The sequence below is a fragment of the Amycolatopsis roodepoortensis genome (genome assembly GCF_014873915.1).
GTDB classification, from domain to species: Bacteria; Actinomycetota; Actinomycetes; order Mycobacteriales; family Pseudonocardiaceae; genus Amycolatopsis; species Amycolatopsis roodepoortensis.
Window position 1 is genome coordinate 35092 of record NZ_JADBEJ010000004.1, and the last position, 18087, is coordinate 53178.

Sequence of the window (18087 nt, forward strand, 5' to 3'; positions counted from 1 at the left end):
AAGATCACAACGCTTGGACGGTGGTTTCGACGATCTGGGTGAGCGCCCGCCGGTCCGCGGTCTTTCCCAGCACCCGCAGGCCGTACATCGCGGCGAGCGTGAACCGCGCCAGCGCCCGCGGGTCCCGGTCCGGGCCGATCTCGCCCGCGTCCCTCGCGGCGGCGAAGGCGGCGTGGAAGGCGTTCTCCACCCGTTCGAAGTCGTGGCGGACGAGGGCGGTGACCTCGTCGTCGATCCCGCCGAGCTCGATGGCGGCGTTGACGGCGAGGCAGCCGCGATGCCCGGCCGACTGGTCCAGCTCGTCGTCGGCGACGTCCATCAGAACACGCCTGACCCGCGCCCGGATGGACTCCGGCGCGGCCAGCATCTCCTCGATCCGGACGGCCGTCGTCTCCTCGTACCTGCGCAGCGCCTCGCTGAACAGCTGCTGCTTGCCCGAGAACGTGTTGTACAGGCTTCCCCGGCCCAGCCCGGTGCCGTCGACCAGATCCTGGGCCGACGTGGCCGCGTATCCCTTGCGCCAGAACGTACTGACGGCGGCATCGAGTACTTCGGTGGGATCGAATCCCTTGGGGCGCGGCATGGCGCCAGCATGCCACGTTTTGTAACGATCGGTCAAATATCGACGACCTCAGCGTCCGAGCAGGCGCCGGATCTCGGTGACGGCCGCGCGGCCCGCCCGGTTCGCGCCGACGGTGCTGGCGGACGGGCCGTAGCCGACCAGGTGCAGCCGCGGTTCGGCGACGACGCGGGTGCCGTCCATCCGGATGCCCCCGCCGGCCGCCCGCAGGCGCAGCGGCGCGAGATGGTCGATCGCGGCACGGAACCCGGTGGCCCACAGGATGACGTCTGCGGGCTCGAAGGTGCCGTCCGCCCACTCCACGCCGTCCGGCGTGATCCGCTGGAACATCGGGTGCCGGTCGAGGATCCCCGCGTCGATGCCGGCGCGCACCTCGGGGGTCACCGCCAGATCGGTCACGCTGACGACGCTCTTCGGCGGCAGGCCCTCGCGGACACGCCGATCGACCTTCGCGACGGCCTCGCGGCCCCAGTTCTCGTCGAACGGCTCGTCCCGCCACACCGGCGGGCGCCGCGTCACCCAGCGCGTCGAGCGCGCGAACGGCGCGATCTCCAGCAACAGCTGCACGGCCGACGCGCCACCGCCGACCACGACGACGCGTTTGCCGCGGAAATCGCCGACGCCGGTGTAGTCGGCGGTGTGCAATTGGCGGCCGCGGAAGGTCTCCTGCCCCGGGTAGTACGGCCAGAACGGGCGGTCCCAGGTACCGGTCGCGCTGATCACCGCACGCGCGGCCCAGCTTTCCACCGCGCTCGCGACCACCAGCCGGTCGCCCTCGGCGCTCACCGACAGGACGTCGACGGGCCGGTGGACCGGAAGGTCGTAGGTGCGCTCGAACCGGCCGAAGTACTCGGCGACGGCCTCCGACGCGGGCTGTTTCGGATCCGGGGTGCCGAAGGACATGCCAGGAAGGTCGTAGACACCGTGGACCTTCTCCATCACCAGCGAAGGCCAGCGGTACTGCCACGCGCCACCGGGCCGTTTGCCGTGGTCGAGCACGACGAAACCACCGCCCGAGGCACTCTTTCCCGCCGAGGGCGCATTGGCGCTGTCGTTGGCGAATCCCGCGCGGCGCAGGTGATACGCCGCCGACAGACCGGCCTGCCCCGCCCCGATCACCGCCACGTCGACTTCGTGATCCGCCTTCATACCGGGTTCAACGGCTCCCGGAAGCAGCTATTTCCTTCTACGTCACTGTGTCCGCTGCGTCACAGCCCTGACGATGGCGACGATCAGGAGTACCCCGGCGAGCACCACCAGCACCGGTGCCACGCGTTTGACCACGGAATCGCCCGCGTACTCCATCAGGTCGATGGCCTCGCCCTCCGGCACCGGCTTTACCGCTTTCAACGGCGGGCGTTCTTCGGGCTTCTCAGGCTCAGGGGTACCGAGCTTGCCGGACAGGCAGTCCGCGAACGAGTCGAGGATCTTGCCGCCGACCTCGGAGATCATCCCGCGCCCGAACTGCGCGGGTTTACCGGTGACCGCCAGCTCCGTGGCGACGGCGCCATGGGTGACGCCGTCCTTCTCGGTCAGGGTGAGCGTCACCGTCGCCGACGCCGTGCCCGCGCCGCGGGCGTCCTTCCCGGCGGCCTTGATGACCACCTTCTTCGCGTCGGCGTTCTTCTCGACGAACTGGCCGGTTCCCTTGTAGAGCAGGGAGATCGGCCCGAGCTTGACCTTCACCGTGCCCTTGAAGGCGTCCCCGTCGACTTCGGTGACGGTGGCACCCGGCATGCACGGCGCCACCCGTTCCGGATCGATGACGGCCTTCCAGACCTCGCCGACCGGGGCGGGAACGGTGAATTCGTGGTCGAGCCGCACGGGCCGACCTCCCTTCTGTGTCTCAGCTACCTGCCGCGGCGAGGACCGCCCGGCCGGTCAGCACCCGCGCGAGGTGCTGCCGGTATTCGACGTCGGAGTTGCCGTCGGCCGTGGGATTCGTGCCCTCGGCCGCGCGTTCGGCCGCGGCGCGGATCGCCTCGGCGGTGGCCGCGCAGCCGACCAGCGCCTCCTCGACCCCGGCCGCCCGCACCGGCGTCGAACCCATGTTGGTCAGCGCGACTCGCGCCTCCTCGATGGTGCCGGCCTCGGTGCGGACACAGGCCGCGACCGCGACCATCGACCACGCCTGCGCGACCCGGTTGAACTTCTCGTAGTGGGCGTGCCAGCCGGTGTGCTTCGGCACCCGGACCTCGACCAGGAGTTCGTCCGCGGCGAGCGCGGTGGTGAACATGTCCTGGAAGAAGTCCGCCGCGGCGACCGTCCGCCGCCCGCCCGGCCCGGCGACGACGAGTTCGCAGCCGAGCGCGAGAACGGGGGCGAGCAGGTCACCGGCGGGATCGGCGTGCGCGATCGCGCCGCCGAACGTGCCGCGGTGGCGGATCTGCGGATCGGCCACCGTGTCGGTGGCGGCCTTGAGCAACGCGGCGTGCTCGGCGACCAGCGCGTCCCGCTGGACGTCGTAATGCGTGGTCATCGAGCCGATGACCAGCGCGTCGCCGTCCTCGCGGACGCCGCGCAGTTCGGCGACCTTCCCGAGGTCGACCAGCGTGGTCGGCGTGGCGAGCCGCATCCGCAGCACCGGCAGCAGGCTCTGCCCACCCGCCAGCACCTTGGCGTCCTCGCCCGCCTCGGCGAGCGCGCTGATCGCTTCGTCCACTGTGGACGGAGCGACGTACTCGAACGGGGCCGGGATCACTGGGCACCTCCGGTGGCGTCGATCGAACCGAGACCGCCACCGGCTTCGGAGCCCAGCCCGCCCGCGGCGGCCGACCCGTGCTGGATGGCGTGCCAGACCCGCATCGGGGTCAGCGGCATTTCGATGTCGTTCACCCCGAAATGCCGCACGGCGTCGACCACGGCGTTGACCACCGCCGGGGTCGAGGCGATCGTGCCCGCCTCCCCGACTCCCTTGGCGCCCAACGGGTTCGTCGTCGACGGGGTCTCGGTGCGGTCGGTGGTGAAGCTGGGCAGATCCGCCGCCGACGGGAGCAGGTAGTCGGCGAAGGTCCCGGTGGTCAGCGTGCCGCCCTCGTCGTGGACGGCTTCCTCGAACAACGCCTGCGCGATGCCCTGCGCGAGCCCGCCGTGCACCTGGCCCTCGACGATCAGCGGATTGACGGCCACGCCGACGTCGTCGACGCAGACGTAGGAGCGCAACCGCACGCGCCCGGTCTCGGTGTCGACCTCGGCCGCGCACAGATGCGTGCCGTGCGGGAACGAGAAGTTCTCCGGATCGAACGTGTCCGCCGAATCCAGCGAGGGCTCGACGCCGTCCGGCAGGTTGTGCGCCGAGAACACGGCCCACGCGATGTCCTGGATGGACGTCGAGGAATCCGTGCCCTTGACCGAGAACTTGCCCGCCGAGAATTCGAGATCGTCCTCGGAGCACTCCATCAGATGCGCCGCGATCGGCTTGGCCTTGGCGAGGACCTTGTCCGCCGCCTTGACCACCGCGATCCCGCCGACCACCAGCGACCGGGAACCGTAGGTGTCCATGCCCTTGTGCGAGGACTGGGTGTCTCCGTGGATGACCTCGATGTCCTCGAACGGGACACCGAGTTTGTCGGCGACGATCTGGCTCCACGCCGTCTCGTGGCCCTGGCCGTGCGCGGAGGCGCCGGTGATGACCTCGATCTTGCCGGTGGGCAGCACACGGATCTCCGCGTGTTCCCAGCCGCCCGCCGCGTAGTCCAGCGAGCCGAGCACCCGCGACGGCGCGAGACCGCACATCTCGGTGAACGTCGAGATGCCGATGCCGAGCTGGACCGGGTCGCCCGATTCCCGCCGTTCCCTCTGCTCGCGGCGGAGGCCGTCGTAGTCGAAGAGTTCCTTGGCCTTGGCGGTGGCGGCCTCGTAGTCGCCCGAGTCGTAGGTCAGCCCGGCCACCGTCGTGAACGGGAACTCCTCGTGCTTGATCCAGTTCTTCTCGCGGATCTCCATCGGGTCCATGCCCAGTTCGACGGCGAGTTCGTCCATCATCCGCTCGATCCCGAACGTGGCCTCCGGCCGCCCGGCGCCGCGATAGGCGTCGGTGAGCGTGGTGTTGGTGAACACGTTGGTGCAGGCGAAGTGGTACGCCGGGAACTTGTAGATCGCGTTGAACATGAACGCGCCGAGGATCGGCACGCCGGGGCCGACGAGGCCCAGGTACGCCCCCATGTCGGCGAGCAGTTCGACCTTGAGGCCGGTGACCGTGCCGTCGCGGTTCGCGGTGATGGTGAGGTCCTGGATCTGGTCACGGCCGTGGTGCGCGGCGACCATCGTCTCCGAACGGGACTCGGTCCACTTCACCGGTTTGCCGAGCCGCTGGGCGATGAGCGTCGACATCATCTCTTCGGGCAGCACGGCGATCTTGCCGCCGAACCCGCCGCCGACGTCGGGCGCGATCACCCGCACCTTGTGCTCGGGAAGCCCGAGCGTGGCCGCGGTCATCGTCTTGAGGATGTGCGGGACCTGGGTGGCCGACCACATGACCAGCTGATTGCCCGTCGGGTCGACCACGCACGCCCGCGGTTCCATGAACGCCGGCACCAGCCGCTGCTGGCGGAAGCGTCGTTTGAGCACGACCTCGGAATTCGAAATCGCGTCTTCGACGCTGGAACCGGTTCCCGCGTCGGCGGAATCGAAGACCCAGACCGCGTTCTGGTTGGTGCCGAGATCCTCGTGCACCAGCGGCGCACCCTCGGCGAGCGCGTTCTCCAGGCCGAGGACGACCGGCAGTTCGTCGTAGTCGACGTCGATCATTTCGAGGGCGTCGTGCGCTTCGGCCGAGGTGCGGGCGACGACCACCGCGACCCCCTCACCGGCGAAGTTCACCGTGTCCGAAGCGAGGATGGGCCGCCTCGGCGACTTCATGTCGGGCGTGATCGGCCACGCGCACGGCATGCCGATGGCGCCCTCGGGGTCGAGGTCCTTCCCGGTGAAGACCGCGACCACGCCGGGCGCGGATTTCGCCTCGGCGACGTCGATCGAGACGATCTTGGCGTGCGCGAACGGGCTGCGGAGCACCGCGAGATGCAGCATGCCGGGCAGGGTCAGGTTGTCGGTCCAGCGGGTCCTGCCGGTGATGAGGCGTTCGTCCTCCTTGCGGCGACGGGACTTGCCGACCTCCGGCTCGATCGTGGAGGTCATCACTCACCACCCGCGCCGACACGGGAAGCGGTGTCCGAAGCGAGCCGCTCGGCTTCGGGGCCGGCACCGGGCCGCATCTCGTGGGCGGCGTCGCGCACCGCGCGGACGATGTTCTGGTAACCCGTGCAGCGGCACAGGTTGCCTTCGAGTCCCTCGCGGACCGCCTTCTCGTCCGGATCGGGATTGTCGGCGAGCAGATCGATCGACTGCATGATCATGCCGGGAGTGCAGAAACCGCACTGGAGCGCGTGGTTTTCGTGGAAGGCCTTCTGCACCGGGTGCAGTTCGCCGTCGCGGGCGAGTCCCTCGATCGTGGTGACCTCGCAGCCGTCGGCCTGGACCGCGAGTACCGAACAGGATTTCACGCTGTGCCCGTCGAGGTGGACGGTGCAGGCGCCGCAGTTGCTGGTGTCGCAGCCGACCACGGTGCCCACCTTCCCGAGCCGTTCGCGCAGATGGTGCACGAGGAGGGTGCGGGGCTCGACGTCGTCTGTGTAGCTGGTGCCGTCGACGGTGACGGTGATGCGCATCAGGCCTCCAAAAGCAAGAGAAACCCCGCGCTGGTCCGGGGTCGTTCGGGAGCGGCCGGTCATTCGGTTGTCACGGACCGACCCCGGAGCGACCGTGATCGGACTCACAGTCGAGCGTGCTACTCAGCGCCTGCCAGGGCAACCCCCACCAGGGGTGACACACGGACCGGCTCCGCGAATGCGGTCACACAGAACGAAAAACAGTGCAGATGCGGAAAAGGCGCGAGTGTCCTTTAGGTATGGACCGCCCCTCTCCCGTCGGCGTGTTGCGAAAGCCACTTTCGCAACCTTCAACGTTGCGAAAGTGGCTTTCGCAACACGCCCCCTTGCCTCACCGGACGGATGGAACCCTCCTCACCACTCGGGAGGCCAGACGGCATTGGCCCCGGTGACCACGGTGGCGACCCGGTCACCAGGGAGGTCGTGCACGGTCAGCGCGGCCAGGCCGGCGGCCCCGGCGGGTTCCGGCAGGACACCGAGGGTTTCCGCGCCCAGCCGCATGGCCGCGCGCAGATCGTCGTCCTCGACCAGCACGAAGTCGTCCACCAGCGACCGCAGGCGCCGGATGGATTCGGGTTCCGGAGTGCGGATCGAGATGCCACCGGCGAACGAGTTCACCCGGTCGACGGTGACCGGCTCACCGGCCCGCCAACTCGTCGCCATCGCCCGCGCCGACGTGGTCCCGACGCCGACGACGCGGACGTCCGGCGTGTGCGCCTTGAGCCAAAGCGCGACGCCGGCGATCAGCGCCCCGTCACCGACCGGGAGCACGACCGTGTCGATCGCGCCCGCCGCCGCCAGTTCGAGCCCGATGGTGCCCGCCCCTTCGGAGATCGCGGGATCGCGGCCGTCGACCACGAACACGCGGTCCGGCGCTTCGGCGGCGAAGGCGGCCGCGGCGACCTTCACCTCACCCTCGACCCTCCGCACCCGCGCCCCCAGGGTCTTGATCCGCCGCAGCTTGACCGGGGAGACGTCGGCCGGGACGAACACCTCGGCCCGCAATCCGCGTTTCCTGGCGGCGTACGCGACGGCCTGCCCGAAGTTGCCGCTGGTCCCGCACACCATCGTGGTGCCCGGCTCCAGCCCGGCGGCGAAGTAGTCCGCGCCCCGGCCTTTGAAGCTGCGCAACGGATTCAGCGTCTCGATCTTCACCAGCACATTCCGGCCGAGCCGTGCGTTCAGCTGTTCGTCGCCGTACTGCGGGGAGTTCAGGAAAACGGGATCAATCACCTTCGCCGCCTCGGCGATGTTGTCCAGCTTCAGGTCCATGACCCTCAAGCTAGGCCGCGAGCCGAGCACGCCGATTGTAAATATTCCCGCCCGCGTGCAAAAATCTTGCGTGCCTCTCGACGAGATCGACCATCTGCTGCTCGACCTCGTCCAGGCCGACGCGGCGCGCCCCCTGCACGACTTGGGCGACGCCGTCGGCCTCTCCCCCAGCGCGGTCCAGCGGCGGCTGACCCGGCTGCGCGCCGAGGGGGTGATCCGCGCCGAGGTCGCCGTGCTCGATCCGGAGACGCTCGGCGCGGGGATGACGTCGGTCATCCTGGTCGCGCTGACCGACGACGACGAGAAAAGCCACACGGCCTTCCGCGAGCGCATGCTGGCGGAGCCCCGGGTCCAGCACTGCTACAGCATTGTCGGGCAGTGGGACTACGTCGTCGTCCTGCTCACCCCGGATCTCAAGGCGAGCCGGTACCTGTCCAGGAAGCTGTTCGACAAACACGTCAAACGGTTCGAGACCCTGCCCGCCTTCGAGGTGGTCAAATCGAGCCAGGCGGTACCGGTGCCCGGCGTCAGCCGTGGATCCGGCCGCTGAGCTCCGCGAGCCGCGAGCCGGAACCGCTCCACCGCAGCGCGATGATCTCGGCCGCGATCGACACCGCGGTCTCCTCGGGGGTTCGCGCGCCGAGGTCGAGGCCGATCGGCGAAGACAGCCGTTCGAGCTCCTCCTCGGTGACCCCGGCCTCGCGCAGCCGCGCGAACCGGTCGTCGTGGGTCTTGCGCGAGCCCATCGCGCCGACGTAGCCGACGTCGAGGCGCAACGCGACCTCCAGCAACGGAACGTCGAACTTCGGGTCGTGGGTGAGCACGGCGATCGCGGTCCGGCCGTCGACCCGGCCGGCGTCGGCTTCGGCCTTGAGGTAGCGATGCGGCCAGTCGACGACGACCTCGTCCGCGTCGGGGAACCGGCTCTTCGTCGCGAACACGGGCCGCGCGTCGCAGACCGTGACCTGGTAGCCGAGGTACGCGCCCATCTTCGCCATCGCGGCGGCGAAGTCGATCGCGCCGAAGACCAGCAGGCGCGCGGGCGGCTCGAAGGAGTTGACGAAGACCGTCATCCCCTCGCCGCGGCGCTGCCCGTCCGGCCCGTAGTGCAGGGTGCCCGTGCGGCCGCCGGCGAGCATGCCGCGCGCGTCGTCGACGACGGCGTCGTCCATACGCGACGAACCGAGCGAACCCGCGACACGATCCGGCCAGACGATCAGATGCTCGCCGACCATGCCCTCGCGTTCGTGCTCGATCACCGTGACCACGGCGACCGGCTGTCCACTGTGGACCGATTCGACGACGTCGCCGAGCTCCGGCATCGAGTCGCGGTCGATGTGCTGGACGTAGATGTCGATGATCCCGCCGCAGGTCAGCCCGACGGCGAAGGCGTCGTCGTCGGACACGCCGTAGCGCTGCAGCACGGGCGCGCGTTCGGCGACCACCTGCTGGGCGAGCTCGTAGACGGCGCCCTCGACGCAGCCACCGGAGACACTGCCGGTGACCGTGCCGTCCGGGGCGACGAGCATCGCCGCGCCGGGGCTCCGCGGGGCCGACGAGAACGTCGCCACCACCGTGCCGATCCCCACCGTCTCGCCTGCCGCCCAGCGGCGGTGCAGTTCGTCCAGTACGTCACGCATCGGCGATCTCCACGAGAAGTCGTTCCAAGGTGGCCAAACTGTGCCCGGCGAGCAGCCGATCGAGGTGCGGGAGCGCGGCCACGATGCCGGACTGCACGGGAGCGTAACCCGCCCGCCCCGCGTGCGGATTGACCCAGAATACGGCGTGCGCGAGCCTTCGCAGCCTCGCGAGCTGCTCGCCGAGCAGGCCGGGGTCGCCCCGTTCCCAGCCGTCGGAGAACACGGTGACCACGGATCGCCTGGCCACACCGCGTTGTCCCCACCGGTCGAGGAACGCCCGCAGGGTCTCGCCGAGCCTGGTCCCGCCCGCGAAATCGGGGACCGCGGCGGCCGCGGCGAGCATCGCGTGCTCGGGATCGCGCAACTGGAGCTGCCGGGAGACCCTGGTGAGCCGGGTGCCCAGGGTGAACACCTCGACCCGGCCGGGAGCGCGCCGCGCCACGACGTGCGCGAACCGCAGCAGGGAGTCGGCGTACGGGCCCATCGAGCCGGAGACGTCGATCAGGAGGACGACGCGGCGCGGTTTGCTCCCCTTCCGCCGGTACGCCAGGCGCACGGGCTCGCCGCCCCCGGCCAGCATCGCGCGGAGCGTGCGCGACGGATCGAGCGTGCCCCGCCGGGCGGCGCGACGGCGTGGGGACGGACGCACCGGGAGCGCCGGGCGCAGTTTCGCGAGCAGTTCCCGCAGGTGGGCGCGTTCGGCGACACTCAGCTCGGCGAGATCGCGGTGCCGCAGAATCTCTTCGTCGCTCGCCGCGACGCGGAGTTCGTCGGGCTCCGCGCTGGATTCGCCTTGGCCCGCCTGCGCGAGGGTGGCGATCCTGGCCCGCTTCGGGGCCGCTTCCCGGCTTCGCCGCCGCGGTCCGGTTTCCTTTTCGGTGAACCAGCCGTCGAACGCGGCGTCGTAGCGCGGCAGGTCGTCGGGATCCGCGCACAGCGTCAACCGGCCGGCCCAGTACAGCTGGTCCGGATCGGCCAGGTCGATCTCGCCGACGGCTCCGAGGTACGCCTGCACTCGGTGCGCGTCGCACGGCAAACCGGCTTCGCGCAATGCCTCCGCGAAGCCGACGAAGCCCGCCAGTGGATCGCTCACTCCTCCATTGTGCGCGCGTTTCGGGGGTCAGCGGCGGGCGAAGGCCGGGGTCTTCTCGCGCATGGGACCCATGCCGCCCAGGAACGCGCCCACCGCCGTGAGCATCGGGAACCGGTCCGAGAGCCTGAGCAGCAGCGGGATGGTTCGCTCGTTCAGCGTGCCGTCCAAAGCGGGCTCGATGAGCATCTTGTGCTCCCCCAGTTGCTGCATCTGGATCAGGGTGACGGCGAAATTCCGGCGGCGCTGCACCCGGCCGAGGTCCCGCGCGGCCAGCGTCCCGCGCCGCAGCGGCTCGGCGAGGAGTCGCGCGGCCGCCACGGCGTCCTGTATCGCGACGTTGACTCCCATCCCACCGGCGGGCGACATCGCGTGCGCGGCGTCGCCGATGCAGAGCACCCGTTCGGAGTACCAGTGCGGGAGCTTGGACATCCGCACCTTCAGCAGCTTGACGTCGTCCCAATCGCGGATCGCGGCGAGTTCCTCCTCTCCCCAGCCGAACAGGCCGCCGATCCGTTCGCGGAACTTCTCGATGCCCTCGGCACGCAGCGCCTCGTCCTGGCCCTTCTTGATCAGGTACGACGTCTGGTAGTAGTCGCCGCGGTCCATCGTCATGCCGGCGAGGCCGTTCGCGAAGCAACCGAACACCTCCGCCGCCTCGCCCGTCTCCTCGAGTTTGGGCACGCGGACCCACCAGACGTCCATCGGCACCTCGTACTCATTCGGCACAAGTCCCGCTTCCGCCCGGACAAGGGAATCCCGGCCGTCGCAACCGACCACCAGGGTCGCGGCCAGCTCCCGCTCGACCCCGCCGGAATCGCGGTAGCGCACGCCGCCGCCCTCGCGCAGACCGGTCACCTCGGCGCCCATCCGCAAGGTGAACGTCGGTTCGTCGGCGGCGGCTTCGGCGAGCAGGTTCAGGAAGTCCCACTGCGGGACCATCTCGATGTACTTGTGCGGCCCGGGAACCCGGCTGAAATCGGCGGCGACGATCGTCACGTCGCCGAACACCATCCGCATCTTCTCCAGCCGTTTCGACGGCAATTCCGCGAAGCGCTCGCCGAGCCCGAGGTCGTCGAGCAGCATCAGCGTCGGCGGATGCACCGTGTCACCGCGGAAATCGCGGAAAAAGTCCTGGTGTTTCTCGAGAACGGTGACCTCGACTCCGGCTCGCGCCAACAGGAGCCCGAGCACCATCCCCGCCGGACCGCCCCCCACCACACAGCACTGTGTACGTTCCATAGTCGAGTTGTAGCGCGCGGAATGGCGCCGCCGCCATGGACCTAGGTCCTGAGGCCCGCGATGAGGACGCCGACCATTTTGCGCGCGTTGTAGCGCGGATCGCTTTCGGCGCCGATGCAGAGGTTCCCGACGCCACGCATCACTTCGAGCGCCTCGAGATCGGAGCGGATCTCGCCCGCTTCCGCCGCCGCGCCGAGGAGCCGGGCGCACACCGGCAGGAGGGTGTCGAGGAAGTACGTGTGCAGCGTCTCGAATCCGGTGTTGTCGGACTGCAGCACCGCCGCCAGCCCGTGTTTGGTGACCAGGAAATCGACGAAGAGGTGGATCCAGCGCCGCAGGGCTTCATAAGGGGAATCGCTCGACGCCAGCAGTTCCGGCCCGGCTTCGGCGCACGCGTCGACCTGATGCCGGTAGACGGCGACGATGAGGTCGGCCCTGGTCGGGAAATGCCGGTAGATCGTGCCCATCCCGACGCCGGCCTTGGCCGCGATGTCACGGACCGGCGCCTCGACGCCCGAGGTGACGAAGACCGCGGCCGCGGCGTCGAGCAGGGTCTTCTCGTTGCGGCGGGCGTCCGCGCGTTTGGACTTGGTGCCCTCTTCACTCATCACGCCACTCCTCTGCCACCGGGGTTGTCAAACGGAACATTGCTCCGTATCGTTACCGGAGCAACGTTCCGCTTGCTCATTTTGCCATGGAGGACATCGTCATGCAGTACCGCACCTTGGGCAGGACCGGCGTGCAGGTCAGCACCCTCGCGCTCGGCGCGATGAACTTCGGCGCGATCGGGCGCACCACCCAGGACGAGGCCACCGCCATCGTCGACGCCGCCTTGGCCGCCGGCGTCAACCTGATCGACACCGCGGACATGTACAGCGCGGGAGAGTCGGAGGTCATGGTCGGGAAGGCCATCGCGGGCCGCCGTGAGGACATCGTGCTGGCCACGAAGGCGAGCATGCCGATGGGTGACGAGCGCAACCACCAGGGCGCTTCACGCCGCTGGCTGGTCACCGAACTGGACAACAGCCTGCGGCGCCTCGGCGTCGATCACGTCGATCTCTACCAGATCCACCGCTGGGACCCGAAGACCAGCGACGAGGAAACCCTTTCCGCGCTGACGGATCTGCGGCAGGCGGGGAAGATCCGCTACTTCGGTTCGTCGACGTTCCCCGCGTATCGCATCGTGCAGGCCCAGTGGGCCGCCCGCGAACTCCGTCTTGGCCGCTACGTCACCGAGCAGCCCAGCTACTCGATCCTCCAGCGCGGGATCGAAGCGCAGGTCTTGCCGGTGACCGAGGAATACGGGATGGGCGTGCTCGCGTGGAGTCCGCTGGCATCCGGCTGGCTGTCCGGCGCGGTCCGGGAAGGCCGTGAGATCAGCACGAACCGTTCGGCGGTCATGCCCCAGCGCTTCGACCTGACGCGGCCGGCCAACCGGGCCAGGCTGGAAGCGGTCGAGCGGCTGGTCAAGGTCGCCGACCAGGCCGGGCTCAGCCTGATCCAGCTCGCGCTCGGCTTCGTCGTCGCGCATCCGGGGGTGACGAGCGCGATCATCGGCCCCCGCACGCTGGAGCACCTCGAGTCACAGCTCGCCGCCGCGGACACCGTGCTCTCCGCCGACGTCCTCGACGCGATCGACGAGATCGTCGCCCCGGGCACCGACCTGGCCCCGGAGGAGAAGCACGACACCCCGCCGGCCCTGCTCGACGCGTCGCTGCGGCGCCGCTGACGTTCAGGCGAGCAGCTTGTCCAGCTTGGCCCGGACCCTGTCCAGGTCTTCGCTGTACTTGAGCACCGAGCCGAGGGTCCTGGCGGCGGTCGCGGCGTCCAATTCGGACATTCCGAGCGCGAGGAGCGCCTGCGCCCAGTCGAGGGATTCCGCCACGCCGGGCGGTTTCAGCAACTCCATCGCGCGAAGCCGCTGCACCGCCGTCGCGACCTGAGTCGCGAGCGCCTCGCCCAGGGCCGGGATCTTGCGGCGCAGGATCTCGATCTCGCGGCCGAGGTCCGGGTGTTCGAGCCAGTGATAGAGACAGCGGCGCTTCAGCGCGTCGTGCACCTCCCGCGTCCGGTTGGACGTGAGCACCACGAGCGGCGGATGCTCGGCGCGCACCTCGCCGAACTCGGGGATCGTCACCGCGTTCTCGTCGAGAAGCTGCAGAAGAAAGGCTTCGAATTCGTCGTCGGCCCGGTCGATCTCGTCGATCAGCAGGACACACGGCGCGGTCTGCAACGCCTTCAGCAACGGCCGGGAGAGCAGGAAACGCTCGGTGTAGAGGGACTGTTCGGCGGCCTCGACGTCGAGGCCGCCGTCACCGGCGGCTTCCAGCGCCCGCAGATGCAGCAGCTGGCGCGGGAAGTCCCATTCGTACAGTGCCTGCGCCGCGTCGATCCCTTCATGACACTGGAGCCGGATGAGCGGCATGCCGAGCGCCTCGGCGAGGCCCAGCGCGAGCGAGGTCTTGCCGGTGCCCGGTTCGCCCTCGCAGAACAGCGGACGGCCGAGCGCCACGGCGAGGAACCCGGCCGTGGCGATGCCGTCGTCGGCGAGATAGCCGACCGTTTCCAGGGCTTCGGCCAGTTTCTCGGGCGATTCGACGGTCACGTGCCGATCGTAAGCCTCGGTGAGCCGGACATCAGCCCGGAAGATCCTCGCGGCGGCAGCCGAAGTCGCCCGCTGACGACGACTGGGCGGTGTCGCGAAAGCCACTTTCGGGACATCAGACGTCGCGAAAGTGGCTTTCGCGACGTCCGCGGGCCGGGAGATCAGCCCGGAAGATCCTCGCGGCGATCCACGTCGTGCCCGGTGCCGAGGTCGCCGCATTCGACGAGCCGCAGGTCCTGGCGTCCCTTGAGCCAGTCGCGGGCGCCCTTGTCCCCGGACGCGCCCGCGACGATCTCCGGCCACCATCGGCGGCCGAGGACGACGGGGTGTCCCGGAACGCCTTCATACGCGGCACGCGCGACGGTGACTTCGCCGGCTCTGGCGGCGACCCGGCGGACCACTTCGGCGCCGACGCCGGGCAGATCCACGAGATGCACGACAGCGGCTTCGGCATCGGTTCCGGTGAGCGACCTCAGCCCGGCGCGCAAGGACGCGCCCATGCCGGACTCCCAGTCTTCGGCCACGACAGCGGCCTCGGGGCCGGGCAGAAGCGCGCGGACTTCCGCGGCCGCGGCACCCAGCACCACCCGGATCGGCGCGCAGCCCGCGTCGGTGAGCACGCGCAGCGACCGGACGACGAACGGCTCGCCGTCGAGGACGGCCAGCGCCTTCGGCCCGCCGAACCGGCGCCCGGCTCCGGCCGCGAGCAGCAGCCCGGCGACCTCAGCCATGCCGCGCTTTGGAGGGCGGGGCCGAGGCCAGATCGGTCTCGATGGCGCGTGCCGCCGCGAGCAACGGCGGCAGCAGTTCCCGTTCGACCGACTCACGGGTGGTGCGGCTGGCGTGGGTGGAGAGGTTGACCGCGGCCACGACCCTGCCCCGCCGGTCGTGGATCGGCGCGGCGATCGAGCGGAGACCCTCTTCGAGTTCCTGGTCGACCATCGCGTAGCCCTGCTTGTGGACCCTGACCAGCTCGGCGCTCAACTCGTCCGGCCTGCTCTTGGTATGCGCGGTGAGCTTGTCGAGCCTCGCCCCGGCGAGGTAGTCCCGCAGGTCGGCGTCATCGAGGCCGGCCAGCAGGACATGCCCCATCGACGTCGCGTGGGCGGGAAAGCGGGTGCCGACGTTGATGCTGACCGTCATGATCCGCGAAACGGCCACCCGGGCGACGTAGACGATGTCCGGGAGTTCGAGCACGGAGACCGAGCTCGACTCGTGCACCTCGGCGGAGAGCCGCTCCAGATGCGGCTGGGCGACCTCCGGCAGCGACAGGCTCGACAGATACGAGTAGCCGAGTTCGAGGACCCGCGCGGTCAGCGAGAAGTACTTGCCGTCCGTGCGGACGTACCCGAGATCGACGAGGGTGAGCAGGAACCGGCGGGCGGCCGCCCTGGTGAGCCCGGTCGCGCGGGCGACGTCGCTCAAGGTGAGTTCCGCCGCGTCCGCGTTGAACGCCTTGATCACGGCCAGCCCGCGCTCCAGCGACTGGACATGATGCGCCCCGCGCTCGGTCACCTCGCCTTCGTCCATACGAGAACCCTAACTGTCACCCTCCTTCTGGGCGGCAGGCTCACCGAGTTCGGCCAGGACCCGCTGCGCGACGGCGAACGCGGCGTTGGCGGCCGGGGCACCCGCGTAGACGGCGGTGTGCAGCAGGACCTCGGAGATCTCCTGCGCGGTGAGTCCATTGTGGACGGCGGCGCGGACGTGCATCGCGAGCTCGTCGTGGGCGTGCAGCGCGGTGAGCGCGGCCAGGGTGACGCAGCTGCGGGTCTTGCGGTCGAGCCCGTCGCGCGACCAGACCGATCCCCAGGCGCCCCGGGTGATGTAGTCCTGGAACGGGCGGCTGAACTCGGTGGTGCGGGCGACCGCCCGATCGACGTGCGCGTCCCCGAGGACCTCGCGGCGCACCTTCATCCCGGTCTCGTAGGTGTCGTCGGTCATCGGGCGGCCTCCAGGTGTTCGAGGATCAACGCGGTGAACCGCTCGGGCTGTTCGAAGCTCCCGAGATGCGCGGCGCTTTCGACGACTTCGAGCCGCGCGTCGGGGATGCCGCCCGCGATCACCTCGGCGTGCTCCACCGGGGTGGCCGGATCGTCGGCCCCGGCGATCACCAGGGTCCGCGCCGCGATCTTGGGCAGGTCGCCGACGAGGTCCATCGTTTCGATGGCCTGGCAGGACGACGCGTAACCCTCGGCGGGAACGCTGGCGATCATTTCGCGCAGGTACGCGGTCCGCTCGGGGTGGGCGGCGGCGTACCCCGGGGTCAGCCAGCGGCCGACCCCGGCGTCGGCGACCGCGGCGGTGCCTTGCTCGCGGACCGTCTTCGCCCTGTCCGCCCACATGCTCGGCGGCCCGAGCTTCGCGGACGTGCAGCACAGCACGAGGCTCGCGATCCGGTCCGGCGCGTTCACCCCGAGCCACATCCCGGTCATCCCGCCGAGTGAGAGCCCGACGACGTGGGCACGCTCGATCCCGTGCTCGTCGAGCAGCGCGAGCAGGTCGCCGCCGAGGTCCGCGAGGGTGTACGGCCCGGGCGGGACGGGTGACGCGCCATGCCCGCGGGTGTCGTACCGGATCACCCGGAAACCCTGCTCCACCAAGGGTTTCACCTGCGGTTCCCACATGCGGTGATCGCTGCCGAGCGATCCGCTGAACACCACGACGGGGCCGTCCGCGGGCCCTTCCGCGACGCTGTGCACCGGCTCAGACATCGAAGAACACCGTCTCCCCCTGGCCCTGCAACCGGATGTCGAACCGGTAGCCGCCGTCGTCCTTGGTGGCGACCAAGGTTCCCCGGCGGGCCTCCGGGACCGATGCCAGCACCGGATCTTCGGAGTTGTCGTTGTCCTCGAAGTAGATCCGGGTGACCACCCGGTGCAGGAGGCCGCGGGCGAACACCGAGACGTCGACATGTGGCGCTTGCGTGCTGCCGGCCGGGCCGGGCAGCGAGCCGGGCATGATCGTCCGGATCTCGTAGTGGCCGCCCGGATCGGTGGGGCAGCGTCCGAAGCCCCGGAACCCGCTCGCGACCGCTCCGCGCGGGTCGTCGAGATGGTCGAACCGGCCGTCGGCGTCGGCCTGCCAGGTCTCGATCATCGCGTCCGGCACCGGTTCGCCCGCGCCGTCGAAAACGCGGCCGTGGATCCGCACGGCGGCGGGGTCGTCCGCGGGGACGACGTCCGGCCCGTCCGGCCAGGGCAGGCCGATGGACAGGTACGGGCCGACGGTCTGGGAAGGCGTCGTCTCCGGCATCAGTGCTCGTCCTCCTCGTCCTCGAAGACCGACGCCTCGCGGCCGCGCACGACGATGTCGAACTGGAAGGCCAGCGCCCACTCGGCCTCCGTGCGGTCGAGATCGAAGCGCGCGATCATCCGCTGCCGCGCCTTCTCGTCCGGGATGGAGTTGAAGATCGGGTCCTGCGAGAACAGCGGGTCTTCCGGGAAGTACATCTGGGTGACCAGCCGTTGGGTGAACGCGCTGCCGAACACGGAGAAGTGGATATGCGCCGGCCGCCAGGCGTTGTCGTGGTTCTTCCACGGGTACGCGCCCGGTTTGATGGTGGTGAAGGTGTAGCGCCCTTCGGAGTCGGTGAGCGTCCGGCCCGCGCCGTCGAAGTTGGGGTCCAGCGGCGAGGGCCAGCGGTCGCCGGTGTGCCGGTACCGGCCGCCCGCGTTCGCCTGCCAGATCTCCACGAGCGAATCGCGGATCGGCCGCCCGTCGCCGTCGAGCAGCCGTCCGGTGACGATGATCCGCTGTCCCTGCGGCTCCCCCGCGTGCCCCTTGGTGAGGTCGTTGTCGAATTCGCCGATCCGGCCCGGCCCCAGCGCGGGCCCGGTGACCTCGGTCAGCAGATGCGGGAGCACGATCAACGGCTCTTTCGGGTGCCGCAGCGCCGTCGACCGATAGCCGGGGTAGCCCAGCGGTGGATGCGTGCCGTCGGGATCGCGCCGGTAGCGCGGGAGCCTCAGTTCTGCGGGTGCGGACATGGT

The 18087-nt window shown here is 70.0% G+C and carries 20 protein-coding genes; 2 read left to right on the forward strand and 18 right to left on the reverse strand.

Features of this window, described 5'->3' with window-relative positions; all coding sequences use genetic code 11:
• Positions 1–4 precede the first annotated feature (4 nt).
• From H4W30_RS10600 to H4W30_RS10630, 7 genes are all read right to left on the reverse strand, one after another.
• The gene (locus H4W30_RS10600; RefSeq protein ID WP_192742691.1) at positions 5–583 is read right to left on the reverse strand and encodes a TetR/AcrR family transcriptional regulator; all 579 of its coding nucleotides are present in this window, start codon (positions 581–583) and stop codon (positions 5–7) included.
• A 48-nt stretch (positions 584–631) separates the two neighbouring features.
• The gene (locus H4W30_RS10605) at positions 632–1729 is read right to left on the reverse strand and encodes an NAD(P)-binding domain-containing protein (RefSeq protein WP_192742692.1); all 1098 of its coding nucleotides are present in this window, start codon (positions 1727–1729) and stop codon (positions 632–634) included.
• A gap of 42 nt (positions 1730–1771) precedes the next feature.
• Positions 1772–2404 (reverse strand): SRPBCC family protein, encoded by a 633-nt coding sequence (locus tag H4W30_RS10610; RefSeq protein ID WP_192742693.1) that lies wholly within the window; start codon positions 2402–2404, stop codon positions 1772–1774.
• Positions 2405–2426: 22 nt separating this feature from the next.
• Entirely contained in the window at positions 2427–3281 is an 855-nt protein-coding gene (locus H4W30_RS10615; protein WP_192742694.1) for an FAD binding domain-containing protein, read from the reverse strand.
• A complete protein-coding gene (locus H4W30_RS10620; protein ID WP_192742695.1) occupies positions 3278–5716 on the reverse strand; it encodes a xanthine dehydrogenase family protein molybdopterin-binding subunit in 2439 nt (812 codons plus the stop codon). Before H4W30_RS10620 ends, H4W30_RS10615 begins: the two co-directional genes overlap by 4 nt.
• Positions 5716–6246 (reverse strand): (2Fe-2S)-binding protein, encoded by a 531-nt coding sequence (locus tag H4W30_RS10625; RefSeq protein WP_016336316.1) that lies wholly within the window; start codon positions 6244–6246, stop codon positions 5716–5718. The genes H4W30_RS10620 and H4W30_RS10625 overlap by 1 nt, the downstream gene beginning before the upstream one ends.
• A 354-nt stretch (positions 6247–6600) precedes the next feature.
• Entirely contained in the window at positions 6601–7518 is a 918-nt protein-coding gene (locus tag H4W30_RS10630) for a threonine ammonia-lyase (protein ID WP_192742696.1), read from the reverse strand.
• 70 nt (positions 7519–7588) lie between these two features.
• Here H4W30_RS10630 and H4W30_RS10635 point away from each other — a divergent pair, with 70 nt between their 5' ends.
• The gene (locus tag H4W30_RS10635) at positions 7589–8068 is read left to right on the forward strand and encodes an Lrp/AsnC family transcriptional regulator (RefSeq protein ID WP_192742697.1); all 480 of its coding nucleotides are present in this window, start codon (positions 7589–7591) and stop codon (positions 8066–8068) included.
• Here H4W30_RS10635 and H4W30_RS10640 read toward each other — a convergent pair.
• From H4W30_RS10640 to H4W30_RS10655, 4 genes are read right to left on the reverse strand one after another with little or no spacing between them, the layout of a single operon-like run.
• Positions 8046–9158, reverse strand: a complete 1113-nt coding sequence (locus H4W30_RS10640) for an XdhC family protein (protein ID WP_192742698.1) — start codon at positions 9156–9158, stop codon at positions 8046–8048. The genes H4W30_RS10635 and H4W30_RS10640 overlap by 23 nt on opposite strands.
• The gene (locus H4W30_RS10645) at positions 9151–10251 is read right to left on the reverse strand and encodes a vWA domain-containing protein (protein WP_192742699.1); all 1101 of its coding nucleotides are present in this window, start codon (positions 10249–10251) and stop codon (positions 9151–9153) included. The genes H4W30_RS10640 and H4W30_RS10645 overlap by 8 nt, the downstream gene beginning before the upstream one ends.
• 27 nt (positions 10252–10278) lie before the next feature.
• Complete coding sequence (locus H4W30_RS10650) at positions 10279–11490, reverse strand: FAD-dependent oxidoreductase (RefSeq protein WP_192742700.1); 1212 nt, start codon at positions 11488–11490, stop codon at positions 10279–10281.
• Between the two features lie 41 nt (positions 11491–11531).
• The gene (locus tag H4W30_RS10655; protein ID WP_192742701.1) at positions 11532–12098 is read right to left on the reverse strand and encodes a TetR/AcrR family transcriptional regulator; all 567 of its coding nucleotides are present in this window, start codon (positions 12096–12098) and stop codon (positions 11532–11534) included.
• Positions 12099–12199: 101 nt separating this feature from the next.
• On the opposite strand from H4W30_RS10655, the gene H4W30_RS10660 reads away from it, so the two are divergent.
• A complete protein-coding gene (locus H4W30_RS10660; protein WP_192744048.1) occupies positions 12200–13219 on the forward strand; it encodes an aldo/keto reductase in 1020 nt (339 codons plus the stop codon).
• Between the two features lie 3 nt (positions 13220–13222).
• On the opposite strand, the gene H4W30_RS10665 is transcribed toward H4W30_RS10660, so the two are convergent.
• From H4W30_RS10665 to pcaH, 7 genes are all read right to left on the reverse strand, one after another.
• Positions 13223–14095, reverse strand: coding sequence for an AAA family ATPase (locus H4W30_RS10665; RefSeq protein ID WP_192742702.1), 873 nt, complete (start codon positions 14093–14095; stop codon positions 13223–13225).
• A gap of 161 nt (positions 14096–14256) precedes the next feature.
• Positions 14257–14826 carry a nucleotidyltransferase family protein gene (locus tag H4W30_RS10670; protein WP_192742703.1) on the reverse strand — a complete coding sequence of 190 codons (570 nt, stop codon included), beginning with the start codon at positions 14824–14826 and terminating at the stop codon, positions 14257–14259.
• The gene (locus H4W30_RS10675; protein ID WP_192742704.1) at positions 14819–15625 is read right to left on the reverse strand and encodes an IclR family transcriptional regulator domain-containing protein; all 807 of its coding nucleotides are present in this window, start codon (positions 15623–15625) and stop codon (positions 14819–14821) included. Before H4W30_RS10675 ends, H4W30_RS10670 begins: the two co-directional genes overlap by 8 nt.
• Positions 15626–15634: 9 nt before the next feature.
• A complete protein-coding gene (gene pcaC, locus H4W30_RS10680) occupies positions 15635–16039 on the reverse strand; it encodes a 4-carboxymuconolactone decarboxylase (RefSeq protein ID WP_192742705.1) in 405 nt (134 codons plus the stop codon).
• A complete protein-coding gene (gene pcaD / locus H4W30_RS10685; protein ID WP_192742706.1) occupies positions 16036–16809 on the reverse strand; it encodes a 3-oxoadipate enol-lactonase in 774 nt (257 codons plus the stop codon). The genes pcaC and pcaD overlap by 4 nt, the downstream gene beginning before the upstream one ends.
• A complete protein-coding gene (gene pcaG, locus H4W30_RS10690; protein ID WP_192742707.1) occupies positions 16802–17350 on the reverse strand; it encodes a protocatechuate 3,4-dioxygenase subunit alpha in 549 nt (182 codons plus the stop codon). The genes pcaD and pcaG overlap by 8 nt, the downstream gene beginning before the upstream one ends.
• Entirely contained in the window at positions 17350–18084 is a 735-nt protein-coding gene (gene pcaH, locus H4W30_RS10695) for a protocatechuate 3,4-dioxygenase subunit beta (protein WP_126733494.1), read from the reverse strand. Before pcaH ends, pcaG begins: the two co-directional genes overlap by 1 nt.
• Between the last annotated feature and the right edge of the window lie 3 nt (positions 18085–18087).